Origin of the sequence: Alcaligenes sp. EGD-AK7, from assembly GCF_000465875.3 — a bacterium.
In the GTDB taxonomy this organism is placed as follows: Bacteria; Pseudomonadota; Gammaproteobacteria; order Burkholderiales; family Burkholderiaceae_B; genus Alcaligenes; species Alcaligenes phenolicus.
Genome location: NZ_AVOG02000001.1, coordinates 17,037 through 33,444, shown reverse-complemented (window position 1 = coordinate 33,444; position 16,408 = coordinate 17,037). Strand labels below are relative to the sequence as shown.

Below are 16,408 nucleotides of genomic sequence, written 5' to 3'. Positions count from 1 at the left end.
CTTGTTGAGCTATTGATCAAGACGCTTACTTGACGTCTGCCAGCGACGTAAAGGCATCTGCAAAATAATTGTCCGGATTCAGTTGAGCCTGCTCCACAAAATCCTTGCGGGCCGCTTCAACCATGCCCGGCGCGCCACAGGCGTACACCTGCCAGGCCGACAAATCCGGCAAATCAGCCAGTACCGCCTGATGCACAAAGCCCGTACGACCTGTCCAGCCATCTTCAGGCTGAGCGTCGGAAATCACCGGAATGAAACGCAAGTTAGGCAGTTCACTGGCCCATTTCTCGGCCAGTTCGGACTGGTACAGATCCTTGGGTCGACGCCCGCCCCAGTACAGGGCGACTTCGCGCTGGCTGCCGGTTTGAATCAGGCGCTCGATCAAGGCCTTGATCGGAGCAAAACCTGTACCGCTGGCCAGGAAAACCATAGGAGCCGCGCTATCTTCGCGCAGGAAGAAAGAACCCAAAGGTGCTTCCACGCGCAGAATCTCGCGCTCTTTCATGGCCGTAGCACCGGCACCGAACACGTGGTCGGTAAACACACCACCGGGCATGTGACGGATATGCAATTCCACCTGATTGTCTTCCCGTGGTGGCGTCGCCATGGAATAGCTACGACGGCTGCCGTCTTTCAGGATGAATTCCAAATATTGGCCGGGGTAGTATCGGAATGGCTCGGACGATGGCATTTGCAGACGCACCACCATCACATCATCACGTACTTTTTCCAGACCCACCACGCGCGACGGCATTTTACGAATCTGGATATCAGTCGCCATGCGAATTTCGTGCGATTCGATCAACATGTCGCTGCTGGGCTTGGCCTGACAAAACAGGGTGTAGCCTGCAGCGCGATCCTCTTCGCTCAGCAATTGCTCGGGCGCACGGCCTGCATCGTATTCACCTTCAATAACCTTGCCACGGCAAGACGAACAGGTGCCATTGCGGCAGCTATAGGGCAAGACAATGCCTGCATTCAGCGCGCCATCCAGCACAGACTGTCCGGGCTGTACGTCAAAACTGTGCCCGCTGGGCTGAACCGTGACTTTGAAACTCATATCCAACACTCAAAAAAGAAATCGATCAGGCGGAGGGCCAGCCTCCGGCGGCTATATAAATTCAGGACTCTTCAGGCCGATGCAGCACAGGGTCGTTCAATTTGAGCGACAGGGCCTTGCCCTTGCCTGCCCGCTTGCCCAGATAATTGGCCAGCATGTCCAGATCCATCACAATGGTCGACAGACGCTTGCGGTTCACTCCGCTGACGGCCAGACCCGCCTCACCAAAGGCAACCCATTGACTGAGCGTATCGCCCTCGTTCAGTTTGATCAGCACCGTGCCACGCCCCCCTTTGGACAGCACTTTCAACTCCTTGATGTCCACCACCAGGAAACGTCCCTGCTCGCTGAGCAGGCCCACGTACTGATCATCCGGGCGCAAGGCCAAGGGCTTGAGCAGCTTTTTGCCATCCTCGACGGTGACAAACTGCTTGCCCGCTTTCTGCCGTGTATTCATGTCGCCCTGAGAAGCCACAAAACCGTAACCGTCGCAGGCAGCCAGCAAGTAGTTCTGATCCAAAGGCGCCCCCAGAATATGCTCAATGGGCGCACTGGGGCTGACTTCAATCATGGAGGTAATGGGCTGACCATCGCCACGCGCTGAAGGCAAACTGGAGACCGGAACAGTATAGACCCGGCCATCGGTGCCGATGGCGACCAGGTCCGTGGTACTGCGACACTCCAGCGCATCGCGCAAGCCATCGCCAGTCTTGAAGCTGAATTGCGAGGCGTCATGGCCATGGCCCTGGCGTGAACGCAGCCAGCCTTTGCGCGACACAATCACGGTAACCGGCTCGTCAACCACCTTGGTTTCCAGCACAGCGCGCTCGGCCGCTTCAATCAGGGTACGACGGTCATCACCATAGGTTTTAACGTCTGCTTCAATCTCACGAATCATCAGACGCTTCAAGGCTTTGGGATCATCCAGCAGCTTTTGCAAAGACTCCTGCTCGTCCAGACGCTCTTTCAGCTCTTTCTCGATCTTGAAGCCTTCCAGACGCGCCAACTGACGCAAGCGCATTTCCAGAATATCGTCGGCCTGACGCTCGCTCAGATCAAAGCGCTCCATCAGGGCGGCACGCGGCTCGTCGGATTCACGAATAGTTTGGATGACTTCATCCACATTCAGGTACACCACCATGCGCCCTTGCAGCACATGAATACGGTCGGTGACCTTATCCAGACGGTAGCGAGTACGACGCTCCATCGTGTGACGGCGGAATTCCAGCCAGTTCAGCAAGACCTGGCGCAAGGAACGCTGACCGGGACGGCCATCCGTATCAATACATACCAGGTTGATGGAGACGTTGCGCTCCAGACTGGTCTGCGCCAGCAAGGTGGTCACAAACTCGTCCCGATCAATCGCGCGGGATTTGGGTTCAAAGACCAGGCGCACCGCAGCCTGCTTACCCGACTCGTCACGCACGGCATCAAGCATGTTCAGCATCAAGGCTTTGGTTTGCTGTTGCTCGGTGCTCAGCGATTTCTTGCCAGCCTTGACCTTGGGGTTGGTGCGCTCTTCAATCTCTTCCAGAATCTGCTGGGAGGAGCTGCCGGGCGGCAATTCTGTGACGACCAATTGCCATTGGCCACGGGCCATTTCCTCGAATACCCAACGGGCACGAGCCTTGATGGAACCACGGCCTTGGGCGTACACCGCCGCAATATCGTCAGCAGCGGAAATGATCTGACCACCACCGGCAAAGTCCGGGCCGGGGACGATCTCATGGATTTCCTGATCGCTCAAATTCGGGTTGCGCAACAGGCTGACGCAAGCCTGGGCCACTTCGCGCAGGTTGTGCGAAGGAATCTCGGTCGCCATCCCGACGGCAATCCCCGATGCGCCGTTAAGCAGCATGATGGGCAGGCGTGCAGGCAAAGTCACCGGCTCTTTCTGGCTGCCATCGTAGTTGGGGATGAAGTCCACTGTGCCTTCGTCCAGCTCGTCCAGCAGCAGACGCGAGAACGGTGTCAAACGTGCTTCCGTGTAACGCATGGCGGCGGCATTGTCGCCGTCGCGCGAGCCAAAGTTGCCCTGCCCGTCTACCAGCGGATAACGCAGCACAAAATCCTGCGCCATACGCACCATGGCGTCATAGGCCGCCTGGTCACCGTGCGGGTGATATTTACCCAGCACATCCCCCACCACACGGGCCGATTTCACGGGCTTGGCCGTCGGGCCCAGACCCATGGCATCCATCGCGTACAAAATGCGGCGTTGTACCGGCTTCTGGCCATCGGTCAGATCGGGCAAGGCACGTCCACGTACCACTGAAACGGCGTAATCCAGATAAGCCTGTTCCGCGTAAGTCGCCAGCGTGATGCTATCGTCCGATCCCGCCGGTTCAAAATCCAATTGATTGCTATCCATAAATAACTCTTAAGTCGGGCTCAGACGTCCAGATCGGCCAAATTGCCTTTTTCTTCCAACCAGGCTCGGCGGGCCGAGGCCTCACCCTTGCCCATCAGCATGGTGAACATGGCTTGTGTATCGCTCAGGCCATCCTCCCCCCAATGCACAGGCAGCAAACGGCGGGTGTCCGGATTCATGGTGGTATCCCACAGCTGCTCCGCACTCATTTCACCCAGACCTTTAAAACGGCTGATGCTCCAGGACTCGTTACGTATACCTTCGTTGCGCAGTTTTTCCAGAATGGCGTCCAGCTCGCCCTGATCCAGACAGTAGATCTTGCGGGCCGGGCGTTTGCCAGCGGCAGGCACGTCTACACGGAACAAGGGGGGACGCGCCACATACACGTGGCCCGCCTCGATCAGTTTGGGGAAGTGACGGAAGAACAGCGTCAACAACAGCACCTGAATGTGCGAGCCGTCCACGTCCGCATCAGACAGGATACAGATACGGCCATAACGCAAACCGGACAGATCCGGCTCGGACTGGGCGTCGTGCGGGTCCACGCCGATCGCCACGGAAATATCGTGAATTTCCTGGTTAGCGAACAAGCGGTCCTTATCGACCTCCCAAGCGTTCAGAACCTTGCCGCGCAGGGGCAAGATAGCCTGAAATTCCTTGTCACGGCCCATCTTGGCCGAACCGCCAGCCGAGTCACCCTCGACCAGAAACAGTTCCGAACTTTCCAGATCGTGTGATTCGCAATCCGTCAGCTTGCCGGGCAACACGGCCACGCCCGAGCTCTTGCGTTTCTCCACTTTCTGCGCCGAACGGGTACGGGCCTGAGCCTGACGCACCGCCACTTCAGCCAATTTGCGACCCTGATCCACATTGGCATGCAGATGCAGTTCCAGCGCATTGCGCACATAGCCACTGACCAGACGCACGGCGTCACGGCTATTGAGCTTTTCCTTGATCTGCCCTTGAAACTGCGGGTCCAGCACTTTGGCCGAGAGCACGAAGCTGGCACGGGCAAATACGTCCTCGGCCTGCAGCTTGACGCCTTTGGGAATCAGGCTATGCAGTTCGGCAAAACTGCGCACGGCTTGATACAAGCCATCGCGCAAGCCCGATTCGTGTGTTCCCCCCGCTGGGGTTGGGATCAGGTTGACATAGGACTCACGCACAATATTGGAGTCCAGCGCCCAGGCCACCACCCAGTGCGCACCTTCGCCGGCGGAGAAATTATCGTCATCTTGCGGGGCGTACTGGCGGCCCTCAAAGAGAGGAACCAGCAGCTCCACCCCTTCCATTTCCTCCTGCAGGTAGCCGCGCAAACCGTCCTCGTAGCGCCACTGCTGGCGCTGGCCGGTTTTTTGCTGCACCAGTTCCACCGTCACGCCTTCCAGCAGGACGGCCTTGCTATGCAGGATATGAGTCAGTTGGGCCAGGGGAATCTGGGCGGAATCAAAATATTTGGCATCGGGCCAGACCCGCACACGGGTACCCGTCTTGCGCTTGGCCACCGTGCCCGTTTGGGTCAGGGGCTGCTCCAGCTCCCCGTCGGCAAACACAATCTCGTTGGCCTGGCCATCGCGCCAGACCAGCACTTCCAGGCGACGAGACAAGGCGTTGGTCACCGACACACCCACCCCGTGCAAACCGCCGGAAAAGGCGTAGGCACCGCCATTGAGCTTGTCGAACTTGCCCCCGGCATGCAGTCGCGTGAACACCAGTTCCACCACCGGCGCATTTTCTTCAGGGTGCAAGCCAACAGGAATACCGCGCCCGTCATCCTCAACCTGTATGCCGCCGTCTTCCAGCAAGGTGACAGTCAGTGTGCGGGCAAAACCAGCCAGGGCTTCGTCGGCCGCGTTATCGATGACCTCCTGCACAATGTGCAGGGGATTATCCGTGCGGGTATACATGGCCGGGCGCTGACGGACCGGTTCCAGCCCCTTGAGCACCCGTATAGAAGATTCGTCGTAACGTGTAGTAGACAACTTGATTCCCGGTAGATCGTACAGAAAAACGCTATTTTACGAGTGGTTAGGCGCCAGTGGGGAAACGCTTTATTGGCGCGCGTTGCGCAGCGAATGCACATTATCAACCAGACGCAATGGTATCCTGTCAAAAATTGGCAACAAGACCGTCGCAATTGGCCGTAGAATACATTGTGCTCAGGTCACGCCACACGTATAGTTTTTCGTTATTCTCACTTTTTTTGTATCTAGCCATGAGCGACTCCATTAAACACATCACGGACGCCTCCTTTGAGTCTGACGTCCTTAACGCCGACCTCCCCGTTCTGGTCGATTACTGGGCTGCCTGGTGCGGTCCCTGTAAAATGATTGCCCCTTTGCTTGATGAGGCAGCCGAACTGTACCAAGGTCGTGTTATCATCGCTAAGCTCAACGTCGATGAAAATCCCGACACCCCAGCTCAATATGGTGTTCGCGGTATTCCAACGCTCATGCTGTTTAAAGACGGCAAAGTGGCCGAAACTAAAGTCGGTGCACTTTCCAAGTCCCAACTTAGCGCGTTTCTCGACAGCTCCCTGTAATCTCTGATTAACCGCACGCAGGCCCTTCGCTGGCCTGCGGTCTGCTGCTGAAAGCCCTTCCCCACTCCCATGCACCTGAACGAATTAAAAGCTCTGCACGTCTCGCAGCTGCTAGAAATGGCTGCCACTCTGGAAATCGACAACGCGAACCGCTTGCGCAAGCAAGAGCTGATGTTCGCCATCATGAAAAAGCACGCCAAAAAGGGCGAGCAGATTTTCGGCGACGGGGTGCTTGAAGTCCTGCCTGATGGTTTCGGCTTTCTGCGTTCGCCAGAAACCTCTTACCTGGCCAGCACAGACGATATCTACATCTCCCCTTCGCAGATACGTCGTTTCAATCTGCACACGGGTGACTCCATTGAAGGTGAAGTGCGCACCCCTAAAGACGGCGAGCGCTACTTTGCCCTAGTAAAAGTTGACAAGGTTAACGGCATGCAGCCTGAGGCCATCAAACATCGCATCATGTTTGAGAACCTGACGCCGCTGCACCCGGACCAGCCCATGCGCCTGGAGCGCGACATCAAAAGCGAAGAGAACATCACAGGCCGTATCCTGGATATCTTCTCGCCTATTGGTAAAGGCCAGCGCGCCCTGATCGTGGCCAGCCCCAAATCCGGTAAAACCGTGATGATGCAGCACATGGCTCACGCCATCACGACTAATTACCCCGAGGCCATCATGATCGTCCTGCTGGTGGACGAGCGCCCCGAGGAAGTAACCGAGATGCAGCGCACGGTGCGCGGCGAAGTGGTGGCCTCCACCTTTGACGAACCCGCCACACGTCACGTGCAAGTGGCCGAGATGGTCATTGAAAAGGCCAAACGCCTGGTTGAATTGAAAAAAGACGTGGTGATCCTGCTGGATTCCATTACCCGTCTGGCTCGCGCCTACAACACTGTGGTCCCTGCTTCGGGCAAGGTTTTGACCGGTGGTGTGGACGCCAACGCCCTGCAGCGCCCCAAACGCTTTTTTGGCGCTGCCCGTAATCTGGAAGAAGGTGGCTCCTTGACCATCATCGGTACTGCCCTGATTGAAACCGGCAGCCGCATGGACGAAGTCATCTATGAAGAATTTAAAGGTACCGGCAACTCCGAAATCCATCTGGAGCGCCGTCTGGCCGAGAAACGTATTTACCCAGCCATCAACCTGAACAAATCAGGCACACGTCGTGAAGAGTTGCTGATCAAGCCCGACCTTCTACAAAAGGTCTGGGTTCTGCGCAAGTTCATCCATGGGATGGATGAAATTGAAGCCATGGAGTTTATCCTGGACAAAATCCGGGCCACAAAGACCAACTCCGAATTCTTCGACATGATGAAGAAGTAAATCGAACATCCTGCGCAAGCCTCTCTATACGAGAGGCTTGCTTGCGATGGGCGTATGATCGGGTGCATTCCCGTGCATCCATTCTTTCAATCTGCTGAGTTCGACTCGAGTTCTCAGTATTGCAAACAGAGTTCGCTTGCAATGAAATCTATCTCTCTAGAACAGTTCCTAGCCAGAGTGCAGTCCCGCGACCCCAACCAGCCTGAATTCATGCAGGCCGTTCGGGAAGTCATGACCAGCTTGTGGCCCTTCATCGAGAAAAACCCCCAGTACGCCGATCATGGTCTGCTCGAGCGTCTGGTCGAACCCGAACGTGCTATCCAGTTTCGTATTTCCTGGGTAGATGATCGTGGCCAGGTTCAGGTCAATCGCGGCTTCCGTATTCAACACAGCAATGCCATCGGTCCTTTCAAGGGCGGCATGCGTTTTCACCCCTCGGTGAACCTGTCCATTTTGAAGTTTCTGGCATTTGAACAGACCTTCAAGAATGCCTTGACCACTCTGCCCATGGGCGGCGGCAAAGGCGGCTCGGACTTTGATCCCAAAGGCAAGTCGGATGGCGAAGTGATGCGCTTTTGCCAGGCCCTGATCGTTGAGCTGTACCGTCACTTGGGCCCCGATACCGACGTTCCTGCTGGTGATATCGGCGTGGGCGCGCGTGAAGTGGGCTTTATGGCCGGCATGATGAAAAAACTCTCCAACAGCGCAGCCAGTGTGTTCACCGGCAAGGATTTGTGCTTTGGCGGCAGTTTGATTCGTCCTGAGGCCACTGGTTATGGCACCGTATATTTCGTACAGGAAATGTTGGCACGTAAAGGGCTGTCCTTGGACGGCATGACAGTGTCCGTTTCCGGCTCGGGCAATGTGGCTCAGTACGCCATTGAAAAATGCCTGGATCTGGGTGCCAAAGTCGTTACCGTTTCCGACTCGCAAGGTTGCGTGGTGGACATGGACGGCTTTACACGTGAAAAACTGGCTTCCCTGATGCACGTTAAAAATGTACAGCGTGGCAGTCTGGTCGATTACGCCCAGCAACATCACCTGCTGTACGAACAAGGCAAACGTCCTTGGCATATCCCTGTGGATGTCGCCCTGCCTTGCGCCACCCAGAACGAACTGGACGGCAAGGATGCTGAAATCCTGATCAAGAACGGTGTACGTTGCGTTGCCGAAGGTGCCAATATGCCCAGCACGCTGGATGCAGTCGATGCCTTTATCCACGCCAAGATCCTGTATGCCCCAGGCAAAGCCAGCAATGCGGGCGGTGTTGCCGTATCCGGTCTGGAAATGAGCCAAAACGCCCAGCGCTTGAGCTGGACACGCGAACAAGTTGACGCAAAGCTGCACTCCATCATGCGTGACATCCACGAAAATTGTGTGAACTATGGTCAAGAAAGCAACTTCATCAACTACGTTAACGGCGCCAATATTGCCGGCTTTGTCAAAGTCGCCAATGCCATGCGTCATCAAGGCGTTTATTAAGTTTTGCGCCTTGCTCAGTAGTCAAAAAAACCGCCCACAAGGCGGTTTTTTTTATGCTGCAAATCCCAAGCTTCAATACAGGCATCCAAGCACACTTTCTTAACGTGCCCCTCGCCTTCCCCACACCAGCTACGGCGAAGCTTTTTGATCCACAGCCGCTGCAATTGCCTTGCCAATCGTTGCGATGGCCGCATTGCGCTCTTCCATGGAGGCCTTTGTTTCCGTGATGTAGACGGCAGCCACCAGCGGCGCACGCTCAGGGGGCCACATCACCGCCACAACACCGCGAGTGCCGTAAGCCGCTGCCCCGGTCCGGTCTGCCACGGTCCAGCTCTCAGGAACACCGGCCCGCAGCAAAGGCCCACCCACTTCGTTATGCGTCATCCAGTCAATCAGCCGATCTCGGTCTGGGGCTTTCAGCGCATCGCCCAGCACCAGACTCTGCAAGGTATGCACCATGGCTTGCGGGCTAGTGGTGTCACGCGGGTCACCTGGCCTGGCCTCATTCAAGCTGGGTTCGTTGCGATCCAGGCGTGTCACCATGTCGCCTACACTGCGTAGAAAGGACGTGATCGCTTCGGGCCCGCCCAGCATCTCCAGAACCCCATTGGCCGCAGTATTGTCGCTGTTGCGCATCGTGATCGCACACAATTGCGACGCTGGCACATACTGCCCTATCAGGTTTTCTGTCGTCGGTGCGTAAGATTGAATGGCCTCTTCCTTGACCAGCCAGGCGGTCTTCATGGCACCCGGCCCTCGGGCCAACAACGCCGCGCAGATCAAGGCCTTGCTGGTACTGGCCATAGGGAAGCGTTCATCGGCACGGTATTGCCACAACTGCCCATCTGTCGTATCCAGTACAGCCAGTCCGACACGGGCCTGCAAGGATTGTTCGACCGCTTGTGCGGCCTGAGCCACAGGATGCGTTTGCGCTCCAAGCGCATGGAAAGGCAGGCTCGCCACGAGCAAGGTCGCTGCCAGTTGTTTCAGTCTCTGTGCGCTCATCGGCCTATCCTTTGCATAAGGGTTAAAACACGGAAAAGCCTGGCTGCGACCCTGATAAAAAACCCACTCAAAACCGCTTTGAGTGAAGCGCTTGCCATCAAGGCTCGATCCGAGGCTGTTTCTCTTGTTTCGCGCTACCAACAGCAGGGACCGCCAACTCTTTGAGCTGGGGATCATCCATCTTGCCTGTTACCGCATACGTGACAGACAGGTGACTGCTCATCGGAATCTGCATCAGCCACTGTGTCAGCAAGGCCCCAACTCCCACCATCGGGTTGACAGTAAAGTACGCTGCAATCGCCGCACCGCTCATATCCAGATTCGGGTCTACCACCGCAATCAAATCCAGCGTCTCATCCCGGATATCAATCCAGCCTTTCAGGCTGATCGCCCCTGCCGGACCCTTGATCTGATAATTATCCAGCTCCAGCTTGCCCTGCGACAGATTCATGCGCCCGGTCAGGCTATCGAACGCAAAGCCTTGTTTCACCGCCCCAAACAAATCCAGATCCAGACGGCTCAAGCGCGAGATGGACTGCAAGCTAAGCAGCTCCAGCAGTTTAGCCGAGCGCGACTTCAGGCTGATAAAGCGCCCTTTGCGCAAATCCACATTGAACTGGCCACGGATGTTGCGCTTGTCAAAAGACCAGGGGAAGTCGCTCCAGAACAAGGCCGCCTGTACCGTGCCGTCACCATCCTTGATGGACTCGGTCAGCAAGCCACTGACATCCACAAACTGTCCCAAATTGCTTACCCGGCTGTTTGCCACCAACTCCAGGCCACGCTGCGACCCACTCAATGCCAAAGAGCCGTAACCATTCAGCTGCATACCCTGGGCATTCAGAGAAATGTTTTCCAACGTCCACTTTTGTCCCTTTCCAGCGGGCTTGCCCTTGGCTTCCAGCTTGCCAAAGCGAACACCCTGAATCTGCAAATCATCCACCTTGAACGAGATCGCGGGCAAACGCAGGTCGTCATTCATGGGCAAGTCGGCGTCGGGCCAAGCCCAATCAGGCCTGCCACTGTCAATGTACAGATGGGAGAAGTTGGCATTGAACATGCCGGTGTAGCGGCCACCTTGATGCTGCGCCTGCAAACGCCCTTCGGCCTGCTTGGCCTTCATGCTTAGAAACAGTCTGCCAGCGGCATCTTCCGTGCTTTCCATTTCCAGCTGGTCCAGCAGTTGCCCTCGGAAAAACGCCTGATCCGCTTTCAGACGCACCCGCTCCAGCAAAGGCAGCAAGGGGCGGGCCGAAGGAGGTAAGGGACTGCCATCCAGATTCTGGCCAAACTCCCCCACCACCCTTTCCCAGGCATCCAGGTCCATACGGTCATAGCGACTATGTAATTCAAAACCGCGTTGGGGCCAATTCACCAATCCCGGTGTTCCCATGCTGCCACTTTGAAAGTAGCTGCCATCACGGGAACCTTGAGCATGCAGCAGGTTCAGCAAAAAGCTCTGTCTGTCCTCCAGGCTGATTTGCAAACGGTCCATCTTGGCGGCGGAATCGCTACTCCAATCCGCCTTCAGTTTGGCCGCACGCTCGGCAGGCTTGTGGAAAGGTTCAGGCAAATTCAGTGCCAAACCTGTCAGGTTCGACTCGGCCCCAAACGAAAAAGCGCCCTTGGCGTCCAGCTTCATCAACACGCTATAAGGTGTCTGACCCTGCAAACGCTGCAAGCCCTTCAACTCCAGGTATTGCTCCAGGCCTTTGGCCGTCAGCACACCATTCAGACGTAAACCGGGTTTGCCGGGCTCCAGCACACCACTGATCCGGGTATCACCGCCCAGCATCTTGCCCGTCAAGGTTTGGGCACTGACGCCTTTTTCACTAAAGGCCAGTTCGCCTTTCAACGCTGTAAACGAAGGGGCTTCAGGCATGTACTGAAACTCGCCATTGTTCATCTGGATTTGGCCCTGTACCTGGGCATCATCAGCATTATCCAAAGGAATCTGCAACTTGACCGGTACGGTCCAATCCCCTTTGACACGGCTGTCGGCCAGCAAGCCATCCAGCAAGGCATTCAAGGGGGATTGATGCACCAGGGCCAGATAACTGGTCGCCGGTGCCTGGGACAGACCTTCCAGCTTCAGAAAGCTGTTTTGCTCCAAGGAGGTAATGTGGGTCTGAATATCGCGCAGCACGATATCCTGCTGCTTGGCAATCGGCATGCGCGCCTGCTGAGCCACAATATCCAGATTGTCGTTATGCATGCGTATGCTGCCCTGCACGCCTTCCAGACGCGGCCAGGCCAACCGCTTGGGACGGGCGGGCTGATAATCCACAATTCCCTGATCCAAAGCCCCCGCCACTTCAAAGCTGCCATCCTCCGGACTCAAGCCATACGGGAAGGTATCCAGGCCGCCTTGCAGACGGATTGTCCCGTCTCGTACCGCCCCCTGCACCAGTCCGGCCTGCATCCATTCACGCGCCAGAGGATTGACCGTCAAAGGCAGGTAATTCACCAAAGCCGCCAGATTCAGGTGCTTGAACTGCCCCTGCCAGTCAGCCACACCGGCCTCGAACGTGGCATCCTCGCGCCAGCTACCTGTCAACTGTGCATCCAGATCAGGATTACGCAAAGCCAGATTCATTTTGCTGACGCTCAGTCTGGCCTGCTCATCCCGGTGGACGGTGCCTTGAGCATTGAGCTGATCCACAGCCAAATACTGGGCAAACAAATCCGGCACACGCAGACCAAAACTGTTCATCGACAAGGCCCACTGCACATCGCCACTTTGCTTGCCTTGGGCCAGCGCCTGCATATCATTCAGCCCCCCCGCCAGTTCCAGATTGGCTTGCTGCAGTTGCAGGCGATCATCGCTATCGGTAAGCACGGCCACATCACGCAACTGGGCGGCAAGCTGCATCTGTACGGTCTGGGCCGCTTTAGGCTGAGTGGCTTGAGCGCGCACATCGACCCAGCCCTTGTCCAGGGCCACAGGCACATCCAGCCACGGGCGCAGCGCAGGAGCATCCACCCCTTTAGCCTGAACCGTCAGTTCCCAGGGCAGGTCCATCACATCCACACTCTCGGGCAGACGACGCTTGCCCTGCACACGCAAGGCCAAAGCCAGGGACTCGCCCAAATTGGCGGGCAAGGCTGTCGCCAGATTGACCTCATGCCAGCCCTGCCTGTAGCCGATCTGCAATTCAATCGACGGCAGACTCAAGACAGGCGCGCCACGCAGATCATCCTGCCATTGCAAGGACGTACCTTGAATGCGAATGCCGCGCTGCTCCAGCAACCAGCGAACCGGTCCTTGCCAGGCTTCGGGTTCGGACGGGGCACTCTCATCATTCAGATCCAGCACCTGACCCATCACCAGAATCTGACCCTGGGGGTCGCGCCGCACCGGGATCGTCAAACCTTGCACATCCAGCTGGCGCAATTGCAGCGAGCCGCTGAACAAGGACTTCCAGCTGATATCGGCTTGCAGTTTGGGCAGCTGCAACATGGGCTCCTGCCCAGGTTCTGCCAGCGACAGGTTTGTCACGGAAAGATGGGGATTCCAGCCCTGCCAGTCGCCTTTTAATTCTTGGATCTGGACTTGCAGGCCGGTTTGCTCACTAATTTTCTGCACCAGATAGGGACGCAGATTATCCAGTTGCGGCACGAGCAAGTAACGTAGCCCGACAAGGCCTAGCATCAGCGCAAAATAGAGCACTAGCGCCAGTCGCACAAGCCCTCGAACTACCATGCAATCAATTCCCGAGTATAGTTAGATGCGGTCATTTCCGGCCTAGTCAGACAAGTCATTTCACTTGTCGTTCCCCCTTATCCGAAAAGCCTCTTATCGTATGAGCCAGTCCATTATATTGAAGCCCGTGATGCAATGGTCCGGCCCCTTGCGTCGAAAAGTAAACGCTCAGCCACAATTTGGAGCGTGGCTGGAAGAGCAAGCCCAACACCCTGTCACCCCCGCATTGATTACGCAATGGTATAGGACTTTGCTGCCCGAGCCCGATAATGATCGTCTGGCACAAGTGCGCCAGGCCTTGCGCCAACTGCGCGAACGGGTCTTTCTGGTGCTGATGATCCGCGATATCAATGGCTTGGCGCCCCTGGATGAAGTCATGCAGGCCATGAGCAGCCTGGCTGATCTGGCCGTGGCACAAGCCTATGAAACCGTGGCCCGGCAACTGGCTGACGTACACGGTATTCCTAAAAACTCGGAAACCGGCCTGCCCCAAGAGATGATTATTTTGGGTATGGGCAAGCTGGGCGGGGGAGAATTAAACGTTTCCTCGGACATTGACCTGATCATGCTCTACGACGAGGACGGCGAAACCGATGGTCGCCGCCCCCTGAGCTATCACGAGTTTTACGGCAAAGTAACCCAGCGCATGATGCCCGTGTTGTCCGATACGGATGCCTTCGGCCAGGTGTTTCGCACCGACTTGCGTCTGCGTCCGGACGGTGATTCGGGGCCGCTGGCCTGGAGCATGCAGGCCCTGGAAAACTATCTGGTCAATCAAGGCCGGGAGTGGGAACGCTATGCCTGGATCAAGGCGCGCCCCATCAAGGCCCAGGCCTTTGAAGGCAGCCGTAGCGCTGGCGATATACATCACTTCGAAGCGCTGCGTACCCCTTTTGTGTACCGCAAATATTTTGACTTTGATGCCCTGTCCGCCCTGCGCGGCCTGCGCGAGCGCATCCGTCAGGACTGGACACGCCGCGCCCTGAACCGCAATGGCGTGGAGACCTGGCACAACATCAAGCTGGGGGATGGCGGGATTCGAGAAATTGAATTTGTAGTCCAGCTCAATCAACTGATACGTGGTGGACGACAGCCTTCCCTGCAAACAACCAGCCTGCACAAGGCTCTGCGCGGTCAATGCGCAGCCGGTCTGCTGGACCAGGAGGTCTGCGACAAGCTACTGGCCGCCTATACCTTCTTGCGACGTGTCGAACACCGTCTGCAGTATCGCGAAGACGAACAAACCCATTTGCTGCCCCAGGACGAGGAGCTGCGCACCGAGCTGGCCGCCACCTTGGGCCTGAGCCTGGCCGATTTCGACGAGCAGCTAGGCCAGCACAGAAAGTTTGTGTCGCATACCTTCCGCAATGCCTTCCGTCTAGCGGGTATGGGGGAAGAAGCCAGTGCCGAGCCTCCTGTAGCGGCAGCCCCCACCCTCGAAGTCAACAGCGCCGAGCAAGATCAGGCTTTGCGGGAACGCATCGAACAATTGCGTCAGGCACTTTTGAACAGCCATCGCCTGCGCAGCCTGCCCAATGCCAGCCTGGATCGCGTACAACGCTTGATCCCCTTGGCTGAGGACTACGCCTACCGCTCCGAAAACCCGGAAATGACAGCGACACGGCTCTTCAACCTGATCGAGCTGATCGCCCAACGCAGTGCTTATCTGGCTTTGCTGGCTGAATACCCCGATACGCTGGCCCGCGTCGCCCGTATTGTCTCAGCCAGCCCTTGGGCCGCCCAGTATCTGGCTCAATACCCGCTCCTGCTGGACAGCCTGATCGAATGGCATTCGCTAATGGAAATTCCGGACTTTGCGGCCCTGTCCGAGCAAATGTGCCGCGACCTGGACGCCTGCCGTCTGCCCGATGGCCAGGCCGATGTCGAACAGCAAATGAACATGATGCGCGACTGGCAGCACCAGATCACCTTCCAATTACTGGCTCAGGACCTGGAAGGCGTGCTGACGGTGGAGGCCTTGGCCGACCAGCTCTCGGCCCTGGCCGACATGATGCTGGCCGAGACGCTGGAGCGTACCTGGCCTCTGACGCGCCCCCGCAGCCTGGGCCCTGAACACGACACCCCGCCCCGCTTTGCCGTCATCGCCTACGGCAAGCTGGGCGGCAAGGAAATTGGCTACGCCTCGGACCTGGATCTGGTGTTTCTCTATGACGACCCCAGCCAGGACAATGTGGAGCGCTACATCAAACTGGCTCGCCGCATGACCAGCTGGTTGTCGGCCATGACCTCCTCCGGTCGTCTCTACGATATTGACCTGCGTTTGCGCCCGGATGGCGATGCCGGTTTGCTGGCCGTCAGTGTGGATGCCTTCGAGCAGTATCAAACCCGTAGCGCCTGGTCCTGGGAGCATCAAGCCATTACCCGTGCCCGTTTTGTGACCGGGGATGCCCAGATCAAGGAACGCTTCGATGAAATCCGCCGCTCCATCTTGTTGATGGAACGTGACCGTCGCAAACTGCGCGCAGACATTCTGGACATGCGAGACAAGATCAGTGCCGGGCACCCCAACCGCAGCGAGCTGTTTGATTTGAAGCACGACCGTGGCGGCATGGTGGATGTGGAGTTCATCACCCAATATCTGGTGCTTTGCCATAGCCGAGAGCATCCCAAGCTGCTGGAGAACCTGGGCAACATCGCCTTGCTGGGCATTGCCGCGCAAGCGGGCCTGATTGCGGTTGACCATGCTCAGGAAGTTGCCGATGCCTACCGTGCCCTGCGCCGTCGTCAGCACGCATTACGTCTGGAAGGGGCGGAAAAAGCCCGTGTCCCGCAGACCGAACTAACTCAGGAACGGCAGGCCGTGACGCGACTATGGGACGAGGTCCTGGGGTACTAAGGCAACAGATTGATTTCACTAAACTTTGCCAAGAATCTACAATAGTCGCATTGATTTATTGT

Annotated in this window: 9 protein-coding genes; 4 read left to right on the top strand and 5 right to left on the bottom strand. The window is 57.0% G+C overall.

The features are described 5' to 3' along the window. Positions 1-25: 25 nt before the first annotated feature. From N879_RS00130 to N879_RS00120, 3 genes are all read right to left on the bottom strand, one after another. Entirely contained in the window at positions 26-1,060 is a 1,035-nt protein-coding gene (locus tag N879_RS00130; protein ID WP_009455928.1) for a CDP-6-deoxy-delta-3,4-glucoseen reductase, read from the bottom strand. Positions 1,061-1,121: 61 nt separating this feature from the next. Next, positions 1,122-3,431, bottom strand: coding sequence for a DNA topoisomerase IV subunit A (gene parC / locus N879_RS00125; RefSeq protein WP_009455929.1), 2,310 nt, complete (start codon positions 3,429-3,431; stop codon positions 1,122-1,124). Positions 3,432-3,451: 20 nt separating this feature from the next. Beyond that, entirely contained in the window at positions 3,452-5,413 is a 1,962-nt protein-coding gene (locus N879_RS00120) for a DNA topoisomerase IV subunit B (protein ID WP_031231877.1), read from the bottom strand. Between the two features lie 233 nt (positions 5,414-5,646). Here N879_RS00120 and trxA point away from each other — a divergent pair, with 233 nt between their 5' ends. The 3 genes from trxA (at position 5,647) to gdhA (ending at position 8,781) form a co-directional block, all read left to right on the top strand. Further along, the gene (trxA, locus tag N879_RS00115) at positions 5,647-5,973 is read left to right on the top strand and encodes a thioredoxin TrxA (protein ID WP_009455930.1); all 327 of its coding nucleotides are present in this window, start codon (positions 5,647-5,649) and stop codon (positions 5,971-5,973) included. Positions 5,974-6,042: 69 nt separating this feature from the next. Continuing rightward, a complete protein-coding gene (gene rho, locus N879_RS00110; protein ID WP_009455931.1) occupies positions 6,043-7,299 on the top strand; it encodes a transcription termination factor Rho in 1,257 nt (418 codons plus the stop codon). Positions 7,300-7,440: 141 nt separating this feature from the next. Then, positions 7,441-8,781, top strand: coding sequence for an NADP-specific glutamate dehydrogenase (gdhA, locus tag N879_RS00105; protein ID WP_009455932.1), 1,341 nt, complete (start codon positions 7,441-7,443; stop codon positions 8,779-8,781). Between the two features lie 129 nt (positions 8,782-8,910). Here the strand turns inward: gdhA and bla are convergent, their stop codons facing one another. Further along, positions 8,911-9,786, bottom strand: a complete 876-nt coding sequence (gene bla, locus N879_RS00100; RefSeq protein ID WP_009455933.1) for a class A beta-lactamase — start codon at positions 9,784-9,786, stop codon at positions 8,911-8,913. 97 nt (positions 9,787-9,883) lie between these two features. Then, positions 9,884-13,471, bottom strand: coding sequence for a YhdP family protein (locus N879_RS00095; protein ID WP_235484212.1), 3,588 nt, complete (start codon positions 13,469-13,471; stop codon positions 9,884-9,886). A gap of 118 nt (positions 13,472-13,589) precedes the next feature. Between N879_RS00095 and glnE the strand changes: the two genes are divergently transcribed. Continuing rightward, positions 13,590-16,346: a bifunctional [glutamate--ammonia ligase]-adenylyl-L-tyrosine phosphorylase/[glutamate--ammonia-ligase] adenylyltransferase gene (gene glnE, locus N879_RS00090; protein WP_009455935.1), complete on the top strand. Its 2,757-nt coding sequence runs from the start codon at positions 13,590-13,592 to the stop codon at positions 16,344-16,346. Positions 16,347-16,408: the final 62 nt, after the last annotated feature.